Genomic DNA, 22592 nt, shown 5'->3' on the forward strand with positions numbered 1-22592 from the left:
CGATCCGCGCCGACCCTACCCGACGTGGTGCGATGTCGCGAAGAAAGATCGTTTAGCTCGGCCGGGAAAGTGAGCAAAACCACGCTGGCGGGCGAGAATTCCTGAAGAGTTGCCCGTTAACCTCCCGATGGTCCGATATTCGTTGCGCCGAGTGCCTGTTTCGCCCCAAGTGCCCGCTTTTACGCAGCGGCAGAAGCGGATTCCATCGGCATCGCCAAGTCGGCCGCGCCACGCACGAACCGGCGCCACACCAGCAGCGCGGTGGTGCCGAAACCCAGGCACAGCCCGAGCCAAATGCCGGGCCCACCCCAGCCGACACCGAATCCGAAAACCGCCATGGCGGGTATGCCGACGGCGAAATAGCCGATCAGCGTGCTCTGCATGCCCGCCTTGGTATTACCGATACCGCGAAGCAGTCCGATCGACAGGTTCTGCGAGCCCTTGCAGTACTGCTGGGCAATCGCGAACCACAGCAGAGTCGACGCGGCAACGACGACGGCGGTGTCGTCGTGATGCGAGCCGAGGAACGGGGCAAGCACCTGATTCGGGAACAGCACATAGCTCAGGCCGACGAGGGTCATGAACGCGAAACCGAGAGCGTAGGTGCGCCTGGCGATTCCACGGACGGCAGGCCGATCCTCCTGACCGACGGTACGACTCACCAGGATCGAAGAGCCTTGGGACAGGCCGATATTGACCTGGTACACCAGGTAGGCCAGCTGGTTGACGATATTGCTCGCGGCCAGCGCCACCGGGCCGAAGCTGCCCATCAGCACGGTGGCAACGGACGTGATCGCTGCTTCCGCGCCGTAGGTCAGCGAGATCGGCGTACCCATCCGGACGATCTGGGTGACGGTCTCGCGCTCGGCCCGCCAAGCCCGCAGCGACAGCAGGTCGCCGAGCAGCGGGTCACGGGTGACCGTGCGTAGATAAATGCCGAAGGTCCAGAGCTGAACGAGGGTGGTGGACAGGCCGATCCCGGCCAGGCCGAGCTTCGGCATGCCGAACCAGCCGAAGAGGAACAGTGCGTTGAGCAACGCGTTGACGCCGATCGACAACAACGTCACGCGTAGCAGCGACCCTGCGCGGCGCAGCCCGACGGCGAACTGCCGCAACACGTTCAGCCACAGCATCGGGATCAGCCCCGGCGCAAGCGTCCACATGATCGGGCGAGCCAGGGCGAGCACCTCAGGATCCTGTCCGAACCACTGGAGGGCATAGCCGAGGACGATCAGGACGAGTGCGCCTACCCCCGATGCGACCGTGGCCACGAACGCGGCCGCGCGCACGTAGCCGCGGATCTCCCCGCGCGCCTGCGCATCGAGATCGGCTCGCCCGGTGCGTTTTTCGCTACGCCCCACCGCCCCGGCGATCATGTTCCCCACGCCGGTGACCATGCCGACGCACATGGTGCGCAGCTGGTTGTACAGCAGCAGCGCCAAGCCGCCCGCGGCCACGGACGCCACCCCGAGTAGCCCCATCATCGCCAAGTCGACGGTGGTGAGCGCCGCCTGCGCGAGCTGGATGCCTGCGATCGGCGCGGCCAACGCGACGATGGCTCGATACTCTCGAAAGGCCATGCGGCTAGGCTCCCGTCCGCTCGACGCGGTAGGTCGCGAGCCGCACCGATTCGTCGTAGGCCTGGCAGAGCCGGGCGATCCGCTGCTGTGCCGCCCGGTCGAACAGTCCGCGCTCGCACAGCCAATCGTCGTCGTACACGGTGTCGAGATACTTCTCCCCCGCGTCACACACCAGCACGACCACGGTGCTGCCCGCAGGTAGGTGCACCAGACGGCGCAGGGCCACCTGGATCGCGGCGCCCGCGGTGCCGCCCACCAGAATCCCGGTGCGGCGCGCGACAACTCGTGCGGTCGCGAACGCGTCGATATCGCCGACGCGGCAGCCTTCGTCGATGGCGTCGTACTTGACGTTGGCACCGATCGGAAATCCCGCCGGGCTGCCTGCGCCGGTCTGCCAGTAGCTGCCGCCTGCGCCACCGAAGATGGTGGAGCCTACGGGTTCCACTCCTATCGCGTACACACCTGACCCACGCCTACGGAGTTCTTCGACAGTGCCGCAGAGCGATCCGCCGGTGCCGACGGCGCCGACCAGACAGTCGACATCGGTGTCGAGGTCCGCGAGTAGTTCGGCGGCCAGATCGCGATAGCCCGCGTTGTTGTGCGGATTGTTGTGCTGGTCCGGCTGATACGCGCCGGTGCGAGCCGCGAACTCGGCGGCGATCCGCCTGCGCTCGACGGTGCTCGGTCCGCCACCGGCGGCGTTATCGACCGAAACCAGGTGCGCGCCCATGGCTTTCATCGCACGGAGCTTGTCCTTGGCGGCGTGATCGTCGACCACCGCGGTGAAGGTGTAGCCGCGTTCCAAGGCGATCAGCGCCAGCCCGGTGCCGGTGTTGCCTGACGTCGGTTCGACGATGTGCCCACCGGGACGGAGTTCGCCGGTGCGTTCGGCGTGCAGCACCATCTCGCGGGCCATGCGCACCTTGGCCGAGCCGGTCGGGTTGAACTGCTCCAACTTCAACAGCAGACGGGTGCCGGTGCCTGCGCGCACGAGTTCGAGTAATGGAGTGGCACCGATGAGTTCGGAGGCGCAGCGGACGACGTTCTCGGGTCGCCGAGGCACTCGTAAAGCGCGCACACCGACCGCGTCCACCGCCGGACCGTCCGGCCCCGCACTCACCGCTTCCCGCTCCACTGCGTCGGCCACAGTCTTCACGTGTCCAACCTCCACATCATCCGGCCGTCCTGATGGGAGACGACCACCTTGGGCGGCAACGGCAGCTGATGGAACTCGCTCTCGTTCTTATCCATCTGGTAGCCGGCCGTATTCGGATACAGCAGCAGATCACCGTGCGCTGGGCGCTGCGGCAGCCGCACTTTGCGCCAGGTGAGCACGTCGTATTCCATGCAGCTCGCGCCGCCGACACAGCTGGCGACCGGTGCCGCCGCCGGATCGCGACGTCGAGGCACCAGGATCGGGTCCGGCAGGAATTCACTGCCCTTCCACTGTTCGGACACGCTCATGCTGAGGCCGTGCACGGTGGTGATGCCGTAGTCCGCGTTCTGTTTGTAGCCGAGAACCGGGAATACGGTGCACCCCGCGTCGATGAGCAGCGCCCGTCCCGGCTCGACGAAGAGCTGGATAGCGTTGTCGCGCAGGTGCGCTGCGAGTGTGCGGCCGTCGAAGGTGGTCGCGAGGATCGCATCGAGCATGTCGGCGCCGGTCGGGCCCTGCGCGTAGGGATAGAACTTCTCGAACCGCTTCCCCGCGTGGAACCACTCGTCGCGGCGATCGGCGAGAAAGCCGTGCCAGTCGTCGTCGCTGAGGTAGCGGCAGGCGAAACCGCCGCCGATCGAGAGGGTGTCGACCGGCAGACCCTGTGCTTTCACCTTGGCGCACAACCTGATCAGCTCGTAGGCGAGTTCGGCTCGCGGCGCCACCGCGTAGCCGTCGAGGTGAAAGGAGAACCCGACGAGTTCGATCCGATCCCGCAGTTCCGCGCACCGGGTGATCGCGGTCGCCAGATCGGCTGCGGACAAACCGAATCGGCTGTGCGGCGCGTTCGGCGGCAGCCGCCGCAACAGAATCCGCGCCCGCCCGGCCTGCACCGCGATTGCCGCCATCCGTGCCAGCTCATCGAGCGCGTCGATCGCGACCACACAGTCGTGCCTGGCCGCGAGGCGCAGCAGCGCATCGGTTTTCGCGGCACCGGTCACCCCGATATCGCGCCCGCGGATGCCGTGCGCCAGTGCATGCACCAATTCGGGCTCGCTCGCGACATCGACGGCGCCGTCGAGCTCGGCGATCGTCGGCAACCAGCAGCCCGCCTTGTTGGCCTTCTTGCCGTAGTAGACCTGGCCGCGCACGCGATGCCCGGCCAGCGTCTGGTGGAAAGACCGGAGGTTCGCACCGAGCTGGTCGGGGTAGACGAGATGGAACGGGCCGCCGACGGCGTGCTGGATGTCGAAGAGCAGGTGCGGATCGCTGCGAACCTTGCGCAGCCATTCCTGTTCCAGCGCAGGGAGAACCGGGAGATCGACCGTGTTCACGACCACAGTTCCACCCGCTGCCCACGTCCCGCTGCCACCGCACGCGTCGCCAGTGCATACGCCACCGGGATATCGGTGATGATCATGCCGCTGGCGAACGCGAACACCCGATCGTCCGCACCGGATCTGCCTGATGCCCGCCCGGCAACGATGTCCGGCAGCTCCGCATCGATCTCGGGTTGGCCGGCCGGGCCTGCCAGCCGAGCGCCGGTGACGCCCAATTGTCCAGCGCTGGTGGCGATCGCATAGTCGGCTGCGCGCAATGCACCGCTCTCGACGCCCTTGCTGGCCACCGAGATCAGCAAGCCGCCCGGCGGCAGCCATTCGGTGCGCACCTTGGGATGCGCGGCCCGACCGGAGGCGACGACGACGATGTCGGACTCGGCCACCGCGGTCGGCACATCGTCGACGAGGTCGATCTCCCGCTCGGGAAACCAGCGATGCAGCGCAGCAATGCTTTCCGCGATCCCGTCGGGATGAGTGCCGAACAGACGCAGCCGCTCCAAGTGCGGCAGAGCGGTCAGCAGATAGGGCAGGGTGTTTCGGCCCTGCACGCCGGTGCCGATCATCAGTGCGCTGGTAGCGCAGGCACGGGCACTGTGTTTCGCGATGATGGCCGTGGTGGCCGGTGTCCTCGCGGCCCCGACCCGCTGGCAATCCATGTACGCGAAGGGCAGTCCGGTGGTGTCGTCGTACAGGCTGATCGTCGTGTAGTACTTCTCGGCGCTCTCGCTGCCCTGCCGATAGGAGGTCTTGAAACCGAGATGCTCGAGCGAGCCGTCGTATCCCAGCATCGAATACGACACCGCGTCGCGTTCCGGCTTCGGGATCGGCATCATCAGCTTGACCGGGCAGCGCGAGTCACCCCGCGCGAACGCCAGATAGCCGTCCTCGACCAGCTCGATGATCTCGGCGGGCGGGATGTCGATATCGGCCAGATCGGTGCGGGTGAGGATATGCAGTGCGTTAGTCATAGAACTCCGATGCCGTTGTGCGAATCGAGGGGGCGGCCCGCGTGTCGTGCGGGCGCCGCGGAACGGCTGTCCAGGTGCACGATTCGGTCCGTGCACGCGGTGAGCAGCGGCAGGTTGTGACTGATGAACAGGACCCCGACACCTGTTCCGGCCAGGCCGGTCACGGTGCGCGCGACGGTGGCCGTGGTGGCCGGGTCGAGCATCGCCGTCATTTCGTCGCAGAGCAGGTAGTCGGGCTTCGACGCGAGAACCCTGGCGACGGCGGCCCGCTGCAGTTGGCCGTCGGACACCTGCACGGGATATCTGTCCAGCAGATCCGGTGTCATGCCGACAGATTCGAGGATGGCGTCCCAGTCGACCGATCCCCGCGCGAGCTCGACGATCGACTGTCGCAGGGTCATCCGAGGATCGCAGGATCGGCGCGGTGACTGGAACAGCATCGCGATCCGGCCGGTCTTGCGCCGAGGCAGCGGCGAACCGTCACAGGTCACGGTCCCGCTGTCGGGCGCGCGCAGCCCCGACATGACCTGGGCAAGTGAGGTTTTGCCCGCTCCCGACGGGCCGGCCAGCCCGACCACCTCGCCTCGGCCGATCGCCAGGGAGACCTCGGTGAGGACGGGACGCCGACCGAATCGCAGTGAAACACCGTGTGCGGCAAGCGCGCGGCCGGTCATCGGGTGCCGTACCGAAAGTCGGCAGCTAGATTCACCAGCTCCGGAGTGGCGAACGGCAGTGGATGCAAGCCGTTCTCCGGCAAAGCCGCTAGTAGGTCCCGCGTGTACCGCTCGGCCGGTTCGTCGAGAACGACAGCGGCGCTCCCGATCTCGACGATCCGCGATGCGTACATGACCGAGACGTCGGTGCAGATCTCCGACGCACGCAACGCGGTGAGATCGTGCGTGACCAGCAGGACACGGCCGCCCCGGGCAGCGAAGTCGCCGAGCAACCGAAGAATCGCCGCCGCCCGCTCTGCGTCGAGTGCCGAGGTCGGCTCGTCGGCGATGATGAGGGCCGGATCCCCGGCCAGTGCGAACGCGATCGCCGCACGCTGAGCCATGCCGCCGGAGAGTTCGTGCGGATACCGCTGCAGCGCCTCGACTTCCAAGCCGACCTCGGCGAACAGGTCGGCCGGGCGGTGGGCGGTGCCCAGATATCGAATCGTCTCGGCCAGTTGCGGGCCGACTCGGCGCACCGGCGTGAAGTAGGTCATCGCCGATTGCGGCACCCACGCCACAGCGTGGCCACGCGACCGGCGGATCTCGGTGGTGCCCAACGTTCGACCGTCGAGCGCCAATGACACCTCACCTGTCATTCGTGCTCGCTTCGGTAGCAGCCCGGTGATCGTCGCGGCCAACATCGACTTCCCCGAACCCGATTCGCCGATCAGCCCGTGCACGGTGCCGCGGCGCACCACCAGATCCGCGTCGGTGACGGCGTGCACCACCCGGCCCGGCGCGAGCGGCACCCGCACGCTGACCTTTCGGAGTGTCAAAGTCACGACGAAACCTCCTGAAGCGCTTGGGCTTTCCGCTGCCACGACCGACCGAGCACCGCCACCGCGAGGGTGACGAGGGTCAGCACGCCCGCAGGGAACACCAGCAACCACCAGTCCCCCAGCAGGATCGACGCCTGTGCGTCGGACAGCAACGTGCCCAACGACGCCCGGTGCGGCGGCAGACCGACACCGAGGAACGACAGCGTCGACTCGTGCCAGATGGCATGCGGGATCAACAGCACCACCCCGATCAAGATCTGCCCCATCGCGACCGGAACGAAGTGCTGCCGGATCATCCGCCACTGCGGCACCCCGCGCAGCCGGGCCGCCTGCACGAATTCGGCATGCCGCACCGCGAGCACCTCGCCGCGCACCACACGCGCGATCGAGGTCCAATGCGTGAGCACCAGCGAGACCACGATGGCAAGGACCGAGCCGCGGTACATGGCGACGATCAGCAGCGTGAGCAACAGGCTCGGCAACGAGTTCACCGCGTCGACCACCCGCATCGCGATCCGATCCCACCAACCGCCGAGCGCACCGGCGCTCACGCCGACCAGCGCACCGACCACTGCCGCACCGAGTGCCGTCGCCGCCGCGATGAGCAACGAGCTGCGCATCCCCTCGGCCGCCCGCACGAAGACGTCGCGCCCGGCATTGTCGGTGCCGAACGGGAATTCGAGGCTCGGTGGTCGTCGGCTGATCGCGAAGTCCACCAGTGCGTCGTCCACCGGCCGCAACACCGGAACCACACCCGCGTACAGCACCGCCGCGACGAGCACGACGGTGGCGAGGACTACCGCGGGCCTACCCATCGGCGTCGATCCGTGGATCGATCAGCACCGCCGCCGCATCCGCGGCCAGGTTGCCGAGCAGTACCACCACGGTGATCAGCACGGTGAGGATCGCGAGCAGCGGAAAGTCCACGCTGCGTGCGGCTTCGACGGTCGCCGACCCCAATCCCGGCCAGCTGAAGATGGTCTCGACCACGGTGGCGCCGACCACGAGCTCCGGCAGCCTGGCACCGCAGAGCGCCAGGAACGGCACCACCGCCACCGGCAACACATGCCGAAAGGCGATGACCCGCCACGGCATACCGCGGGCCCGCGCGCCCTTGATCGCGTCGCTGTCCAGCGTGCCGGCCACGGTCTCGCGCAAACCGAGCACGAGCCACGGCAATTGGGTCACGCCGAGCAGAGCAGCAGGCAGCACCACATGCCGTGCCGTCGACGCCGCGGTGACCGCGCCACCTGGGTCGGTCAGCCCCGACGCCGGGAACCAGCGCAAGGTCAGGGCGAACAGCAACACCGCGCCGAGTGCGAGCACGAAGGGGGGAACCGCTTGCAGCACAACAGCACATGCACTGATCGTCCGATCGACGAGCCCGCCTCGACGTAGTCCCGCCCAGGCACCGAGCAGCGCCGCGAGCACCAGGGCGATCACCCCGCCGAGCGCACCGAGCAGCAGACTCCACGGCAGCCGTTCGACCAGCACCTCGGCGACCGGTTGCCGATACGAGCGCGATTCACCGAACTCGCCGTGCACCAGGTCACCGACCCAGCCTCGCCAAGCGTCGAACCAACTGTGCCCCAAGCCGAGCCGGTCTCGCAGCTCCATACGCTGCGCCTCGGTGAACCCGTCGCCGTGCGCACCGAGGTACGCGTCGAGCGGGTCGAACGGGCTGGCCGCGGCGAGCGCGAACACCGCGAGCGAGACCAGTCCGGCGAGCGGAACCGCAAAAACGAGGCGGCGCGCGATCAGCTTTCCCGCCCTGCCGCCACCGGTCATCGGGTCCACCGGGACAGGCCGTACCACGGACCCCACGCGACGCCGTGCGAGTGCGGTTCGAGCGCCGTCGGCGTGATCCGCCAGCCGTTGTCGCGCACCACGTAGACGTGGTTGGTGGCGACCAACGCCAGCATCGCCGGATCGCGGTGGTACTCGGCCTGCACCTGCCGGTACAGCTCGGTCCGCCGCTGCGAATTCAGCTCTGCGCGTGCGGCATCCAGCAGCTGATCGATCGTCGGGTTCACATAGTCCGAGGCGTTGTCCCACTTGGAGCCGACACCCGGTGTGGCGTAACGGGAGTGGAGTTTGGTGTACAGCTGGCCGTCCACCGTGTAGGGCTGACCGCCGCCGCCGAGCATGAACGCGGTCTGCGCCAGGTACGCGGGCGTCATCTTGGCCTTGTCCACGGCTACCGGGGTGATCTCGATGCCGACCTTCTTCGCGTCCGACACCACCGCCATCGTCAGATCCCGGCGCAGCACTTCCGTTGGGTAGTAAGCGATCTCGAAGGCCGCGCGGCGACCGTCTTTGGCTCTGATGCCGTCCGCGCCGACCCGCCAGCCTGCGGCGTCGAGCACGCGCGCAGCCTCGACTTGATCGTGGATGAAATCCTGGGCCGGGTCGTAGGTTTCGCCGTACACGGGGCCGACCAACGTGGACATGGCGGTGCCGTGACCGCCGAGAATGTGCTCGACCATCGCCTTGCGGTCGACGGCGACGTTCAGTGCGCGGCGAATCGCGAGATCTCCCGCCACCGGATTCCCCGACGGCAACGTGATCGCACGCCAATCATTGGCGACGGCGGACACGACCCGATAGCCGTCCTTCGCCGCGGCCTGCGCCAGCTCCGGCGGCAGCACCGTCCCGTCGGCGCCGTCGCGCAGTTGGCTGGCCCTGGCGTTGTCGTCGTCGCTGCGCCGAATGACGAACCGCCGCACCTGCGCCTGCTCACCCCAGTAGTCCGCCCGCGCGGTGAGCACCACTTGATCGGGCCGGGACTCGGTGAGCACATAGGGCCCGGTGCCGATCGGATGCCGGTTGAGCTCGGCACGATCGGCGGGCCCCGGCTGCGCGAACGACTCTGCGGGCGCGATCGCCACGAACAGTCGGTGATCGAAATCCGCGTAGGCCCCGGTCAGTTGGAACTCGACGGTATCCGGCCCGGTCTGCTTCGCGCTGCGCAGGAAGTCGTAGTCGGCGGCGATCGGGGCGGCAAAGGCCGGATCGATCAGCGAGTTATAGGTGGCCACAACGTCTTCCGGACCGAAGGAGCTCCCGTCCGAGAAGCGGATGCCGGACCGCGTCGTGACCCGCCAGCGCGACAGATCGCCGTCGATCGGCTCCGGCGGGCCTGCGGCCAGTACCGGTATCGCCGCCGGAATCCGATCGTCCACGCCCTCTGCTACCCGGTACAGGCTCTCGAAGATCTTCGACTCACCATTCTTGCCGTGCCCGAGCAGCGGACTGAAGTCGCCGAGCTCCTCGGTGTCGATCACCACGAACTGCTCGGGAGTACCGGACGTCTGCCCTGGCGCCGCGCATGCCGTCAGCCCTACTACGAATGCCGTTGTGGCAGCACAGATTCCGATCCGAAACAAAGCCATGTCAGCATCGTAGACTACCGATAACGATTTTCATTAGCATTTGTGAAATGAGACACATACACCAAGCCGGACACGACCCGCGACACCGGCGCGCGGCTCACACACCTCGGGCTAACCTCGAGCTAATCTCACGGCTGTGGCGATCAGGGAGATGATCTCGCGCCGATGGCGGCCATTGCTGTGGTTCGGCTCCCTCGCCGTGTCCCTGCTGTTCGCCCTCGGCACCGTGACCTCGTGGGTGCATGTCGGCAACCGGCATGCGCCGGTCGCCGATGTCGGCACCACGGTCACGAATATGGCGGAGGTGCAGAACACAATCGCGCCGCGTATGCCGAAGGACAAAGTCATCCCACTGCTGCCGACCGGCGTACTGGTGAGCTCGCTGCAATTCGTCAACGCGCACAACGTCAAAGCAACCGGCCATATTTGGCAGCACATCGTGCCCGGATTTCCCGAGGACCAGATCGAGCTCGGCGTGTTATTGCTCGAGGCCGAGGACCCGCACTGCCTCAAGAAGGTCTTCGAATATCCGCTCGGCGACACCAAGGTGGTCGTCTGGTCCTTCTCGACGATCATTCGCCAGCAGTTCAATTACGAGAACTATCCCCTGGACCACCAAGACATCTGGCTGCGGATGCGGCCGATCGACATGACCAACCCGGTCCAGCTGGTGCCAAGCTTCGAGTCGTTCCCGCCGTGGAATCCGGATGCGCTCTTCGGCTTGGACCCCGGCCTCGTGTTCGGTGACTGGAAGCCGGACTACACGGTGTACAGCATGCTCCACCAGAAATACAGCATGCTGGAACGCCCCGGCCTGTCCAATACCGACGAATTGTATTTCAACGTCGGCGTCAGCCGCGGCTTGCTCGGCCCGCTGATCGGGCGAATCGTGCCGGTGATGCTGCTCGCGTCACTGATGTTCCTTTCGCTGTTCGTCATCACCACCGATCCGGATCGGCGGCCGATCTCCGGCTTCACCGCCTTCGCGATCATCACCTTCTCGGTGTCGACGGTGCTGGTCGTCGCGGTCAACGACAACGCGGTCCGCACGGAGGTCGGTTCCGCAGGCATTTCCTACATCGAATACTGGTATTTCACGCTGTACATGATGACCCTGCTGGTCGCGCTCAACGCGACCGTGCTGCTCTCCGGCGCCTTCGCCAAGGTGATCCATTGGCGCGAAAACCTGCTGCCCAAAATCATCTTCTGGCCGCTGTTCACCGGGACCATGTTCGCGGCAACCATCGGATATCTCGGGTTCTGACCTCGCTCATCGCGCAACGAGCAACCACCCAGGCAACAACAGCAACGCAAGCAGCGAGGTCTTGGCCACGATCGCGGCGGCCAGATCGACGTCGGTGTCGTAACGCTGGGCGAAGATGAACAGGTTCTGCGGCGCGGGCATGGCGGCGATCAGCACCAGGTAGGTCAACCAGGAACCGCCAATTCCGAAGAGGTACTTGCCGATCAGCAGCGCGAGCACCGGGAAGACCAGGCACTTGAACGCGATCAGCGCGTACTCGTCGCGCGCGGCGCCGCGCAGGCGTAAGCCAGTGCCGCCGAGGTGCAGCCCGATGGCGAACAAGGCAACGGGCGCAGCGGCATTGCCCGCGAACGACAGCGCATCGAGCAGCCAGCGCGGCACCGGCACGTCGACCGCGTTCGCGGCGATCCCGAGATAGCACGCCACCACGATCGGCGTCGCCAGCGCCGCCCGCACCCCGCGCAACGCGGCGCCGTGTGCGGGCTTATCCGAATGCTCTTGCCCAGCACCGAATTCCATGACGGCGATGACCACGACGGTGAGCACACAGACCTGTAGCAGGATGATCGGGAAGATCGGGGACGCGTCGCCGAAGAGCAGCACGAAGACCGGAATCGCAAAGTAGGTCGTGTTGACCTGCACGCCGGCCATGATGCGCAATGCGACGCCCCTGGCGTCGGCGGTCCGCCGCGACCAAAATCCGACGGCGAGCATGCCGACTAGCGCAGTAACCAGGTACGCGGCGATCGCGCGCGGGTCGAACAGCCGCCCGAGGTCGCTCGAGTAGAGCGAGCCTGCCAGGTAGCACGGAATCGCGAAGAGAAAGGCGAAGTCGGAGAAGGCCTTCGACGTGTCGGCCCCGATGATCTTGCGGCGCGCGAAGACCACACCGCCACCGAACACGAGCGCCACCGGCGCCAGCTTTCCGACGGTAGCGACAAGATCACTCACCCACCGAACCTAGCCTGCGGTGTTACAGCCCGAGTGAGCGCACCAGATCGAGCATCTCGGCGCGATAGAGTTTCGCCGGATCCTGCGCCTGCGGACGCAGGTGACCGTAGACCTCCAGCGCGATCAGCCCGTGCATCCGGCCCCACATCCGCAACGCCAGCGCGAGCGCCGCGGGCGGCAGGTCAGGAAAGTCCGCGCGAACGTGCGCAACCAGATCCGCATCGAAATCCGACCACGTGGTCTGCCCGATCGTCTGGAGTTCCGCCGCGTGCGGCCAGGCGGCGACGGCGAGGCCGACCAGTCCGGTGCACGCACGCAGCGCCGCCGCTGCCGCGGGTCCGCCGGGCGGCGGTCGATAGCCGAGGACCGGGTCGCCGTAGATGAGCCGGAACTCCGCGGGAGCAGCGACCGCCCACGCGCGCACCGTCTCGCCCCATGCGATGATGCGGCCGGCCGGATCAGCTTCGGGGACAGCGTCTCTGGCCGCTTCGACCCGATCGACGAGTGCGGTGTAGACGTCGGAGATCAGGGTGGAGATCAGGTCGTCGCGGGTGGCGTAGTAGCCGTAGAGGGCACCCGCGGTCATGCCCATCTCACGGGCGATGGCGCGCAACGAGATCGCGTCCGGTCCGCCCTCGGCCAGCAGGCGCAGCGCGATCGACTTGATCTCCTCGGCCGCCTGGGCCCGTAGCCGTTCTCGGCGACTTTGTACGACCTCCACGAATTGACACTCTACAGCGTTTGACTACTATCTGCCGTACCGTTTCTGAACGGCGTGTAGTAAATGATCACTGTGTAGGAGCAGCAATGGACATCGGAGTTTTCGGCGCGACCGGCGTCATCGGCGGCCGGGTAGTGGCCGAAGCAGTGGAGCGGGGACACCGGGTCACGGCCTTCACCCGGGACGCCGCGCGGTTTCCCGCCGAGCATGGCGAGGCGGACTGGCGAGTCGCGGACTGGCTCGACACCGACAGCATCGCGACCGCAATCACCGGTCTCGACGTGGTGATCAGCGCGGTGAACGCCGGCCACGGCATCGCGGACACCATCGCCAACGCGGGCGATTTCGTGCTCGGCGCGCAGGCGATGGTGCGTGCGCTCGAACGACATCCACGCATTCGGGTGATCGCGGTCGGCGGTGCGGGCAGCCTGGAAGTCGCGCCGGGAGTGCAGTTGGTCGACACCGGCGAGGAGTTCACCACGACGCTCACCGAGGTACTGGGAGTGCCCGCCGAGTACCACACAGTCGTGCGCGCACTCCGCGATGCGTTGAACGTCTACCGGCTGTCCAATCGCCATTGGACCTATCTCAGCCCATCGGCCGGGCTCATCCAGTCCGGCACGCGCACTGGACGTTTCCGCGTCGGTGGCGACCAGCTACTGCTCGGCGGCAGCGATATCTCCGCCGAGGACGTCGCCGTCGCGCTGCTCGACGAAGCCGAACTCCCCCGCCATCCCCAGCGTCGCTTCACCGTCGGTTACTGACGGCTCGGCGGCGCCGTTACTTGTCGTACCCCTCTGCCATACTTGTTTACAGGTCGGACGTCGATCGAGTTGTCGCGCAAGGTAATTCGCAACTCGACCGAGGAGGCAGCATGCCTGACGTCCCAGCTTCGACGCCCGACCCCCGTGATCCGATGTCCATCGATCATGATCGGCTGATCGAGCTGGCGGCCGAGATCGAACGGCACCGGTACCTGCTGCGGTCCGCCGCCGAGGGATACCGGTGGCGGGTGGCACGGCAGGTGGAGTACCTCGACCCGGACGACCGGGACATGCGCATGTCGCATGCCGAGCGGCTGATCGAGGCGTTGATGATCGATCCGGTTCGGCACAGCGATCTCGACCTCGACTCGTATCGGGCCGTCCGGGATGGCGCGCCGATCGTCTTCGACGCCGAAACCCGGACCTATGTGCTGCGGCTGCCGGGCAGGGACCCGCTTCCGATTCGGCCCGGCATGCCGGAACACCGGCTCGGGGTCATCGCCCGGCTCGCCGGGCTCGGCCTGCGGCTGGAGCAGATCCAGGTCGTCGCGCTGACGACGGCGCAGGTTGTCGCGCCGAACGAACCCGCGGTGCCGCCGAGCAGTACACCGGTCGTGCAACGCGGAACAACCAAGCCCGCGCGGCGGCTGCGCGCTCGGCTCGTCGGCGGGTCGAGCGCGGGCTCAGAACTCTCGCCACGCGATCCAAACAGACCAGTCGGTCCACTCGGCCCTTGCCATCCATGGCCGAGCGCCGACGCACCTGCCGAGTAACCCCGGGCCCGACCTCGGATCAAGAATCCGCACCCGCTCTGTGGATCCGCACACCTTCCGGCCGCCCAGAACGGGTGCGGATTGCGACAAAGGGTGCGGATCCCGCCTTGGCGGCGGGAGGTGCGGACCTGAGGGTTACGTGAGAGTGCCTTGCTAATTTTTGCTTAGTGTTCCTATGCTTGCCGGGAGAACCTGATAGTGACTATCAGGTATGACTTCTGGGGAGCAGCAATGGCGCATACCTCGATCCTCGAACGGCCCGAACCAACTCAGCCCGCACCGCGGTGGGGTGCGGCGGGGCGGTGGGGTGCGGCGATGGCCAGGCATCGCAAGCTGGTGCTCGGCGTCTGGCTGCTGCTCGTGGTAATCGGCGCCGCGGCCTATCCCGCGCTGCACGGGCGGCTGGGGACACCTGACTACTCCGTGCCGGGGTCGGAGTCGGTTGAGGTTGATCGCCTTGTCGCCGAACACTTCTCGCAGTTCGGGACCGAGCAGGACGTGGTCGTCTTCCATTCGGCCCGAGACACCGTCGACGCTCCCGACTATCGGGCGGCGATCGATCGAGCGCTCGATGTCGCCAAGCAGACGAAGGGTGTGGCCGGGGCCGTCGGGCCGTTCCAGGGCAACGCCGCTCAGATCTCCGCCGATCGGCACACCGCTTTCGCCGTCGTCGGCGTCGACGGGGACATCTCGGCGCGCGTCCAGGTCGTCCGCGAGCTGCGCGAAGCCCTGGCAGCGGGATCGACCACCGACGTCAAGGTGATGCTCAGTGGTTACGCGCCGATCCAGGCCGATCTCATGGACATCGAGACAGCCGATATGCAACGCGCGGAAGCCGTCGGCCTCCCGGTGGCGACGGTGCTGCTCGTGCTGGCGTTGGGTGCCCTGGTCGCTGCGCTGCTGCCGATCACGGTGACCGCGGCGGGGATCGCGGTGGCCGTCGGCATCCTGTTCGGCCTGACCAGCTTCCTCGCGTTCGACTCGATGGTGCTGTCGATCGCCACCATGATCGCCACCGGCACCGCGATCGACTACGCGATGTTCATCGTGAGCCGCTTCAACGAGGAGCTGACGCAGCGCGGTGTCCGAAACCGCAAGGACCGCACCGCGATTGCGCAGGCGGTCGGCACGGCGATGGACACGACCGGGCGCACGGTGCTCGCCTCTGGGCTCATCGTGATGATCTCGCTGTGCTCGCTGGCGGTCGTTGGTCTACCGATGCTCAACGGCATCGCCGTCGGCGTGATCGCCGCGGTCGTTTCAACGATGGGCGCCGCATTCACCCTGCTTCCTGCGTTGCTCGCGACGCTGGGCCCGGCGGTGAATCGCGGCGCTATCCCTGAGCGAATGCGGCCCGCGGAGGTGCGTGCGACGACGGCGTCCAGCGGCTGGGCGCGGTGGGCGCACACCGTGATGGCACGGCCGGTGCTGTTCGGCGTGGTCGGCGTCGCACTGTTGCTCCTGGCGGCAACCCCGCTCACCGGCCTCCGATACGGCGTGGACATGGGGCTCAATTCGCTCGGCGATCGCCCATCGGGCCAGGCCATCACCCTGGTCGAACAGAACTTCACCCCTGGCCTGCTCGGACCGATCGAGGTGGTCGCCACCGGGGCGGCGACCGCACCGCTGTCCGGCAACGCCCGTGCCGAAGCCGATCGGTTCCTCGCCGAGCTCTCCCGTGACCCGCGGATCGCCGCCGTCCTGCCGCAGTACGCGGACGGCCGGATGTTCGCCGCCGTCATCCCGAAGACGACGTTCGGGTCGACCGCGGCCACCGATCTCGTCTCCGATATCCGTTCCCGCGCTGCGAGTCTCAGCGACGCGGAGATCCGGGTCGGCGGCACGTCGGCGTTGTTCGTCGACGTGTCGCATCGGATCGTCAGCCGCTTCCCCGTGCTGATCGCCCTGGTGCTCGCCGTTTCTCTGATCTTCCTGGTCGTCGCGTTCCGCAGTATCGTGTTGGCACTCAAGGCGATCCTGCTGAATCTGCTGGCGACCGGTGCGGCCCTCGGCATCACCATCGCGGTGTTCCAAACCGGCATCGGTGAAGGCATTCTCGGTTTCCAGAGCACCGGGTTCCTGCAGATCTATCTGCCGATGCTGGTGTTCGCGGTGCTGTTCGGCCTGTCGATGGACTACGAGGTGTTCCTGATCCGGCGCATGAAGGAACATTGGGATGCCAACCACGACAATGCGGCGGCGGTCGCCGACGGGTTGCAGCGGACGGCCAGGCCGATCACCGCCGCGGCCGCCATCATGGTTGCCGTGTTCGCCAGCTTCGTGACGGCAGATGTGCTGGAGCTCAAGCAGGTCGGCTTCGCGCTTGCCGTCGCCATCGCGATCGACGCGATCCTGGTTCGGCTGATCCTGGTGCCCGCGTTCATGCGACTGTTCGGCCGGTGGAACTGGTGGTTGCCGACCTTCGGATCGCGTTCGGCGCCAGCGACTATCGGAAAATGATCTCGATCTGGTCGATGATCGCGCCGACCGCTCTGGTGTAGACGTCCTTGAGCCGGTCGGCGAAATCCGTTCCCGCCCAATGATCCAGGGCCGCAACACAGCCCCAGACGGCGGTGGCTGCGGCCATCCGCACCCGTAAGTCGTTCGGGTCGAAGCCGGTTCGTTCGGCGAACAACACCCGGAACTGCTCGGCCATGTCGCGCATCTGATTGGTCTGGGCCGCTTTGATTTCCGGGATCGCTGCGGTGTACAAGAGTCGACTGCGGATGCGGCGCTCGGACTCCTCGGTGAGCAGCGATTCCACCAGCACCGGGACGAGCATCCGCGCCACCGCGATCAGGTCGGTGGGTTCCACGGTCGTCGACCCGCCCGCCGTGCGGATCGCCTCCAGGATCTTCGGATCCGCCTCGTCGTGCAGCACGAGCATCTCTTTGGTGCCGAAGTAGCGGTACACCGAACTGGGCGACACCGCAGCGGCGGCCGCGACCCGCTCGATCGTCACATTGCGGTACCCGTGCGCGTCGAACAGATCCAGCGCGACCCGCTGGATTCGGCTCATCGCCTCCATCTTCCTGCGCTCCCAGGAAGTCGAAGGAAGCTCTACGGCGGCATCGGACATCCCAGTCAGAATACCGGGCCGCGCCGTTGGCACTGCGAAAGCGGGGCGAAAAGGGCGAAGGCCCCGGTCCATTCGGACCGGGGCCTTCGTCGGACGTACCTATCAGGCGTTGCCGGAGAGCTTCTCCCGCAGAGCCGCCAGCTGCGCGTCGCTGGCCAGCGAACCGCCGGCCGACTCGGACGAGCTGGAGGACGAGGAGGAAGCCTGCGAGCCGCCACCACTCTCGGAGGAGTAGTTCGACGAGCCGCCACCGTTCGCGGCCTCGGCCGCGGCGTCGGCCGCCATCTTCTCCATCTGAGCGGTGTGCATCTTGTGGCGACGCTCCGCCTCGGCGTAACGGCCTTCCCACTCTTCGCGCTGCTTGTCGAAGCCCTCGAGCCACTCGTTGGTGTCGGGATCGAAGCCCTCGGGGAAGATGTAGTTGCCCTGGTCGTCGTAGCTGTCGGCCATGCCGTACTTCGACGGGTCGAACTCGGCGTGGTAGTCCTCGTTCGCCTGCTTCAGCGACAGCGAGATCCGGCGACGCTCGAGGTCGATGTCGATGACCTTGACCATCGCGTCGTCGCCGACGGCGACAACCTGGTCCGGGACCTCCACGTGGCGCTCGGCCAGCTCGGAGATGTGCACCAGGCCCTCGATGCCCTCTTCGACGCGCACGAACGCACCGAACGGAACCAGCTTGGTGACCTTGCCCGGCACGATCTGGCCGATCGCGTGGGTGCGGGCGAACTGACGCCACGGGTCTTCCTGAGTCGCCTTGAGCGACAGCGAAACCCGCTCGCGATCCAGATCGACGTCGAGCACCTCGACGGTGACCTCGGTGCCGACCTCGACAACCTCGGACGGGTGGTCGATGTGCTTCCAGGACAGCTCGGAGACGTGCACCAGGCCGTCGACGCCACCCAGGTCCACGAAGGCACCGAAGTTAACGATCGAGGAGACCACACCCTTGCGGACCTGGCCCTTCTGCAGCTGGTGCAGGAACTCGCTGCGGACCTCGGACTGGGTCTGCTCGAGCCAGGCACGACGCGACAGCACCACGTTGTTGCGGTTCTTGTCGAGCTCGATGATCTTGGCCTCGATCTCCTTGCCGACGTACGGCTGGAGGTCGCGGACCCGACGCATCTCGACGAGCGAAGCGGGCAGGAAGCCACGGAGGCCGATGTCGAGGATCAGGCCGCCCTTGACGACCTCGATGACGGTGCCCTTGACGGCCTCGTCCTTCTCCTTGAGCTCCTCGATGGTGCCCCACGCGCGCTCGTACTGCGCCCGCTTCTTCGACAGGATCAGACGGCCTTCCTTGTCCTCCTTGGTGAGAACAAGCGCTTCGACCTCATCGCCCACGGAAACGACCTCGTTCGGGTCGACGTCGTGCTTGATGGAGAGTTCGCGGGAAGGAATGACGCCTTCGGTCTTGTAACCGATGTCGAGCAGGACCTCGTCGCGGTCGACCTTGACGATGGTTCCTTCGACGATGTCGCCGTCGTTGAAGTACTTGATCGTGGCGTCGATGGCGGCGAGGAAATCCTCGGCGGAGCCGATGTCGTTGACGGCTACCTGCGGCGAGGTGACGGTGGTGGGCATATGTCGGTTTGCTCCGGACGGATTGTGGTCGGTTGCGGACATTGGAACTTTCGGTACGCTGGCGAATTCACCGCGATGGTGTGAAGACGGACACTAGGAACGTACCGCACGTAACGCACGTGAAACTCAGCACGGGTGGTTGACTCCGGTACGGCTGTACAGAAGGCACTCGCGCGTTCAGCGTACGCGACCTTGGTCCGGGCGGGCAAACCGGTCCCGCCGCCACGCCGGGATACTCTGACGGCGTGTCGGAAGATCGCCATGCGCAGGCAAACACACTGCTCGGAACCGCAGGGACGGCGCGCGCCCGGATCGGTTCGGCCGCAAGTCAACAAGCCAGCCGTCGCTGGTGGGATGCGGACGCAGGCCAGTACCACGAGACGCACGCCGACTTCCTCGGCGTCGACTCCCCCGGCGGTGAGTTCGTGTGGTGTCCGGAGGGTCTGCACGAGGGCGATATGCGGTTCCTCGGCGATGTCGCGGGCAAGCGAATCCTGGAGATCGGCTGCGGCTCGGCGCCGTGCGCGCGCTGGCTGGCCGGGCAGGGCGCGCATCCGGTGGGGCTCGATCTGTCGATGGGCATGCTGACGCGAGGACTGGCGGCGATGGAACGGGGCGGGCCGCGGGTGCCGCTGATCCAGGCGGGCGCCGAACTGCTTCCGTTCCGCGACCAGTCCTTCGACCTGGCCTGCTCGGCGTTCGGGGCCGTTCCGTTCGTCGCGGACTCCGCCCAGGTGATGCGTGAGGTCGCCCGAGTGTTGCGGCCCGGTGGTCGCTGGGTGTTCTCGGTGAACCATCCGATGCGCTGGATCTTCCCCGACGATCCAGGCCCGGCCGGACTCACCGCCGCCATCTCCTATTTCGACCGCACCCCGTATGTCGAGGTGGACGGCGATGGCGAGCCGACCTACGTCGAACACCACCGCACCGTCGGCGACCGGGTCCGCGAGATCGTCGCGGCCGGACTGGTGCTGGTGGATATCGTCGAACCGGACTGGCCGGAGTGGCTCGACCGCGAGTGGGGGCAGTGGAGTCCGTTGCGCGGCGAGATCTTTCCCGGCACCGCGATCTTCGTCACCGAGAAACCGGAAGGGCGCTAGATCGTTTCGATGAAGGCGACCGCGTCGACGCCGTCGAGCTGGGCGGGGTCGAAATGCGCGACGCGATAATCCATCGAAGGGCGTACCCGGACATCCGAGTCGAGCGCGGTGGCCAGTGCGCGCGCCGGGAACAGCGCGCGACCGGTGGTCGCTGCCGCGAGAACGGTCTGCAGACTGTGCGTATCTTCTTGGGGCGCAGGAACGTCCGATCGCTCGGCAACAGCGGTTTCCTCGGATTCGACGGCCGCCCACTGGGGCACAGCGACACCCGCGTCACGGGCCGCGGCGGCGACCGCCTTCCTGGCCGCGGCGGCATCGAACTCGGACGCTGCGGAGGCATCGGCTCGCCGGTCGAAATCCGTGGCGATGCAGGCATATTCGGTGCCCAACGTCGACGCGGCGAGCGCACCCGCACTCCACCAGTGCTGATCCGCGCCCGCGAACGACATCGCCGACTCGGCCCGCTGGAGGTGCGAGTTGTGCGCGAAAACCAGGCAGGGGCCACGGTGTTTCTCGATGCGGGCGATGGCGAGCAGGTTGTCCGCCCCGATGGCGTCGCGCAGGGCGAGCAGGGTGGCGAATCGTTCGGATCCCGGAGTCGCCATGGCCGCGTGGTAGCGCAGCAGGCCGACGGCGGTGCGCGCGAACAGGAACGCGCGCTCGAACTCGTTGTCCGAGCTGACCTCTCGTAGACCCGGTGCCTCGAGGGTGCAGCGCTGGAGAATGTCGTCGGCGGCGAGCCGCAGCAGGCGGGCGCGCTCGGTGTCGCCGATGGAATGCGCCGCGTCGAACATCGCGGCGGGGTTCGACCACTCGGCGTCGTCGCCGAGCCAGGTGTCGAGGGTGTGCGCGTCGTGCGGGACCCGCTCGGCGGGCAGGTGCCTGGTCAGATACGCGTGTGCGGCGAGCAGGGTGGTACGGGGGCTCGGTGCGGCCTCCACCTCGGTCGGGGCGTCGAATCCGTAACACCGGATCTGCGCGCCGGGGTCACGATCGGCGTTGTAGTCACGAATCCAGCTGATCAGCTCGCGGGTGGCAGGCGGGTCTCCCAAGCCGTGACTGAAGCCGGTGGCGAGGACATCCGTGCGCGAACCCGCGCCGGTCCGCACGTAGTCGTCGAGGACAAGCGCTGCGAGGCAACTGCTTTCGAATGCGATCGAGCGGTACCCGTGCTGCTCGACCAGGTATCGGAACAGCTGGTTGCGCAACTGGAGAAACGCCTCGACGCCGTGGGTCGGCTCACCGAGGCCGAGGAGTGTCGGCGGCTGATCGAGGGTGTACAGGAACCGGCCGATCGTCGAGCCGAGGTGGGCGGCATCGAGGTCGAGGGCGATATCGCGGAGCGAGGGGTGCGGGCTCATGGTGTGCCTTTCGCGAGGCCAATCGGACCCCCTCAACCGTATCGTTGAACATTCAGTGGAAACTTCTGCTGGCATTACTGGATGATCTGCCCGTAAACCCTCAAACTGGGACGATGGCAGCCCGCTCATTTCGGCCCATCGACCTGGCTCGCGAACACGGTCTGTCCACCCAGGCCGTCCGCAATTACGAGGATGCAGGGATTCTCCCGCCTGCCGACCGCGGCGACACCGGATATCGCCGATACTCCGAAACGCACGCGCGAGCATTGCGCGCCTTTCTCGCCTTGCGTCCCGGCTACGGGCATCAGGCCGCCGCCGCCATGCTGCGCGCCGCGCACCGTCGCGATGCGGAGGCGGTTTTCCGCTTCGTCGACCAAGCTCACGCCGACCTGCTGCACGAACGTCGGACGCTCGACGAGGTGGCCGCCGCCCTCGACACGCTGACCGCCGCGCCCGTCCCCGCCGAGGACCGATCGGCCGGGGTGACCATCGGCGCGCTGGCCCATCAGCTCGGCATGCACCCGGCGTCGCTGCGCAAATGGGAGGACGCGGGAATCGTTCGCCCGCAGCGTGATCGGGCCACCGGTTACCGGCACTACCCGCCGGAAGCCGTGCGGGACGCGCAGGTCGCCCGCCAGCTCCGCCGCGGCGGCTACCCTCTACCCCAGATCACCCTCTTCGTGAATCACCTACGTGCGGCAGGCGATTCGGCCGACCTGCACGACGTTCTCGAACAGTGGCGCACCAGGATCACCGCCCGCAGCCGAGCCATGCTCACCGCCGCACCCCACCTCGCCGCCTACCTCGACCTCTGACCCGCATACCGAAATCCGCACCCTCCCTGTGGATCTGCGCAGGCCCGGTGGGAGCGAGTGCGGTTCACGGAAGGGTGCGGATTTCGAGGTTCGCTATTTGGGTTTGCGTCCGGCTTGTTCGAGGGCCAGCCGGATGGCGTACTCGATCTGGGCGTTGATGCTGCGCAGATCGTCCGCCGCCCACTTCGCGATGGCTTCGTGGACAGCCGGGTCGAGCCGTAGCAGCAGCTTCTTGCGCTCAGCCATGGG

General features: G+C 67.0%; 21 protein-coding genes. 6 read left to right on the top strand and 15 right to left on the bottom strand.

Annotated features, from left to right (window positions below):
• Nucleotides 1–179 precede the first annotated feature (179 nt).
• The 9 genes from ACGFNJ_RS37280 to ACGFNJ_RS37320 form a co-directional block, all read right to left on the bottom strand.
• Complete coding sequence (locus ACGFNJ_RS37280) at nt 180–1580, bottom strand: MATE family efflux transporter (RefSeq protein ID WP_393459636.1); 1401 nt, start codon at nt 1578–1580, stop codon at nt 180–182.
• 4 nt (nt 1581–1584) lie between these two features.
• Nucleotides 1585–2643 (bottom strand): PLP-dependent cysteine synthase family protein, encoded by a 1059-nt coding sequence (locus ACGFNJ_RS37285; protein ID WP_393460002.1) that lies wholly within the window; start codon nt 2641–2643, stop codon nt 1585–1587.
• Nucleotides 2644–2732: 89 nt separating this feature from the next.
• Entirely contained in the window at nt 2733–4070 is a 1338-nt protein-coding gene (locus ACGFNJ_RS37290; protein WP_393459639.1) for an alanine racemase, read from the bottom strand.
• Complete coding sequence (locus ACGFNJ_RS37295; protein ID WP_393459642.1) at nt 4067–5044, bottom strand: ornithine cyclodeaminase; 978 nt, start codon at nt 5042–5044, stop codon at nt 4067–4069. Before ACGFNJ_RS37295 ends, ACGFNJ_RS37290 begins: the two co-directional genes overlap by 4 nt.
• The gene (locus ACGFNJ_RS37300; protein ID WP_393459645.1) at nt 5041–5718 is read right to left on the bottom strand and encodes an ABC transporter ATP-binding protein; all 678 of its coding nucleotides are present in this window, start codon (nt 5716–5718) and stop codon (nt 5041–5043) included. Before ACGFNJ_RS37300 ends, ACGFNJ_RS37295 begins: the two co-directional genes overlap by 4 nt.
• On the bottom strand, nt 5715–6542 hold the full coding sequence (locus ACGFNJ_RS37305) for an ATP-binding cassette domain-containing protein (protein WP_393459648.1): 828 nt from the start codon (nt 6540–6542) through the stop codon (nt 5715–5717). The genes ACGFNJ_RS37300 and ACGFNJ_RS37305 overlap by 4 nt, the downstream gene beginning before the upstream one ends.
• A complete protein-coding gene (locus ACGFNJ_RS37310) occupies nt 6539–7354 on the bottom strand; it encodes an ABC transporter permease (RefSeq protein ID WP_393459651.1) in 816 nt (271 codons plus the stop codon). Before ACGFNJ_RS37310 ends, ACGFNJ_RS37305 begins: the two co-directional genes overlap by 4 nt.
• A complete protein-coding gene (locus ACGFNJ_RS37315; RefSeq protein WP_393459654.1) occupies nt 7347–8327 on the bottom strand; it encodes an ABC transporter permease in 981 nt (326 codons plus the stop codon). The genes ACGFNJ_RS37310 and ACGFNJ_RS37315 overlap by 8 nt, the downstream gene beginning before the upstream one ends.
• A complete protein-coding gene (locus ACGFNJ_RS37320) occupies nt 8324–9931 on the bottom strand; it encodes an ABC transporter substrate-binding protein (protein WP_393459657.1) in 1608 nt (535 codons plus the stop codon). Before ACGFNJ_RS37320 ends, ACGFNJ_RS37315 begins: the two co-directional genes overlap by 4 nt.
• Before the next feature lie 136 nt (nt 9932–10067).
• On the opposite strand from ACGFNJ_RS37320, the gene ACGFNJ_RS37325 reads away from it, so the two are divergent.
• Nucleotides 10068–11195: a hypothetical protein gene (locus ACGFNJ_RS37325; protein WP_393459660.1), complete on the top strand. Its 1128-nt coding sequence runs from the start codon at nt 10068–10070 to the stop codon at nt 11193–11195.
• A gap of 6 nt (nt 11196–11201) precedes the next feature.
• Here ACGFNJ_RS37325 and ACGFNJ_RS37330 read toward each other — a convergent pair whose 3' ends face one another.
• Together ACGFNJ_RS37330 and ACGFNJ_RS37335 are read right to left on the bottom strand one after the other, a co-directional pair.
• Complete coding sequence (locus tag ACGFNJ_RS37330; protein ID WP_393459663.1) at nt 11202–12146, bottom strand: AEC family transporter; 945 nt, start codon at nt 12144–12146, stop codon at nt 11202–11204.
• A 22-nt stretch (nt 12147–12168) separates the two neighbouring features.
• A complete protein-coding gene (locus ACGFNJ_RS37335) occupies nt 12169–12867 on the bottom strand; it encodes a TetR/AcrR family transcriptional regulator (RefSeq protein WP_393459666.1) in 699 nt (232 codons plus the stop codon).
• An 86-nt stretch (nt 12868–12953) separates the two neighbouring features.
• Between ACGFNJ_RS37335 and ACGFNJ_RS37340 the strand changes: the two genes are divergently transcribed.
• From ACGFNJ_RS37340 to ACGFNJ_RS37350, 3 genes are all read left to right on the top strand, one after another.
• Nucleotides 12954–13631: an NAD(P)-dependent oxidoreductase gene (locus tag ACGFNJ_RS37340; protein ID WP_393459669.1), complete on the top strand. Its 678-nt coding sequence runs from the start codon at nt 12954–12956 to the stop codon at nt 13629–13631.
• A 110-nt stretch (nt 13632–13741) separates the two neighbouring features.
• Nucleotides 13742–14404: a hypothetical protein gene (locus ACGFNJ_RS37345; RefSeq protein WP_393459672.1), complete on the top strand. Its 663-nt coding sequence runs from the start codon at nt 13742–13744 to the stop codon at nt 14402–14404.
• 231 nt (nt 14405–14635) lie between these two features.
• Nucleotides 14636–16864: an MMPL family transporter gene (locus tag ACGFNJ_RS37350; protein ID WP_393459675.1), complete on the top strand. Its 2229-nt coding sequence runs from the start codon at nt 14636–14638 to the stop codon at nt 16862–16864.
• Here ACGFNJ_RS37350 and ACGFNJ_RS37355 read toward each other — a convergent pair.
• Nucleotides 16851–17483 (bottom strand): TetR/AcrR family transcriptional regulator, encoded by a 633-nt coding sequence (locus ACGFNJ_RS37355; protein WP_393459678.1) that lies wholly within the window; start codon nt 17481–17483, stop codon nt 16851–16853. The two genes, ACGFNJ_RS37350 and ACGFNJ_RS37355, sit on opposite strands and share 14 nt — an antisense overlap.
• Before the next feature lie 102 nt (nt 17484–17585).
• On the bottom strand, nt 17586–19067 hold the full coding sequence (gene rpsA, locus ACGFNJ_RS37360) for a 30S ribosomal protein S1 (protein ID WP_069165557.1): 1482 nt from the start codon (nt 19065–19067) through the stop codon (nt 17586–17588).
• A 245-nt stretch (nt 19068–19312) separates the two neighbouring features.
• Between rpsA and ACGFNJ_RS37365 the strand changes: the two genes are divergently transcribed.
• Complete coding sequence (locus ACGFNJ_RS37365; RefSeq protein WP_393459682.1) at nt 19313–20167, top strand: class I SAM-dependent methyltransferase; 855 nt, start codon at nt 19313–19315, stop codon at nt 20165–20167.
• Here the strand turns inward: ACGFNJ_RS37365 and ACGFNJ_RS37370 are convergent.
• Nucleotides 20164–21528, bottom strand: coding sequence for an erythromycin esterase family protein (locus ACGFNJ_RS37370; protein WP_393459685.1), 1365 nt, complete (start codon nt 21526–21528; stop codon nt 20164–20166). The two genes, ACGFNJ_RS37365 and ACGFNJ_RS37370, sit on opposite strands and share 4 nt — an antisense overlap.
• A gap of 113 nt (nt 21529–21641) precedes the next feature.
• Between ACGFNJ_RS37370 and ACGFNJ_RS37375 the strand changes: the two genes are divergently transcribed.
• Nucleotides 21642–22343: a MerR family transcriptional regulator gene (locus ACGFNJ_RS37375; RefSeq protein WP_393459688.1), complete on the top strand. Its 702-nt coding sequence runs from the start codon at nt 21642–21644 to the stop codon at nt 22341–22343.
• Between the two features lie 93 nt (nt 22344–22436).
• Here the strand turns inward: ACGFNJ_RS37375 and ACGFNJ_RS37380 are convergent, their stop codons facing one another.
• Nucleotides 22437–22589, bottom strand: coding sequence for a toxin-antitoxin system HicB family antitoxin (locus tag ACGFNJ_RS37380; protein WP_141717931.1), 153 nt, complete (start codon nt 22587–22589; stop codon nt 22437–22439).
• Between the last annotated feature and the right edge of the window lie 3 nt (nt 22590–22592).

Origin of the sequence: Nocardia sp. NPDC049149, assembly GCF_043197455.1 — a bacterium.
Classification (GTDB): domain Bacteria; phylum Actinomycetota; class Actinomycetes; order Mycobacteriales; family Mycobacteriaceae; genus Nocardia.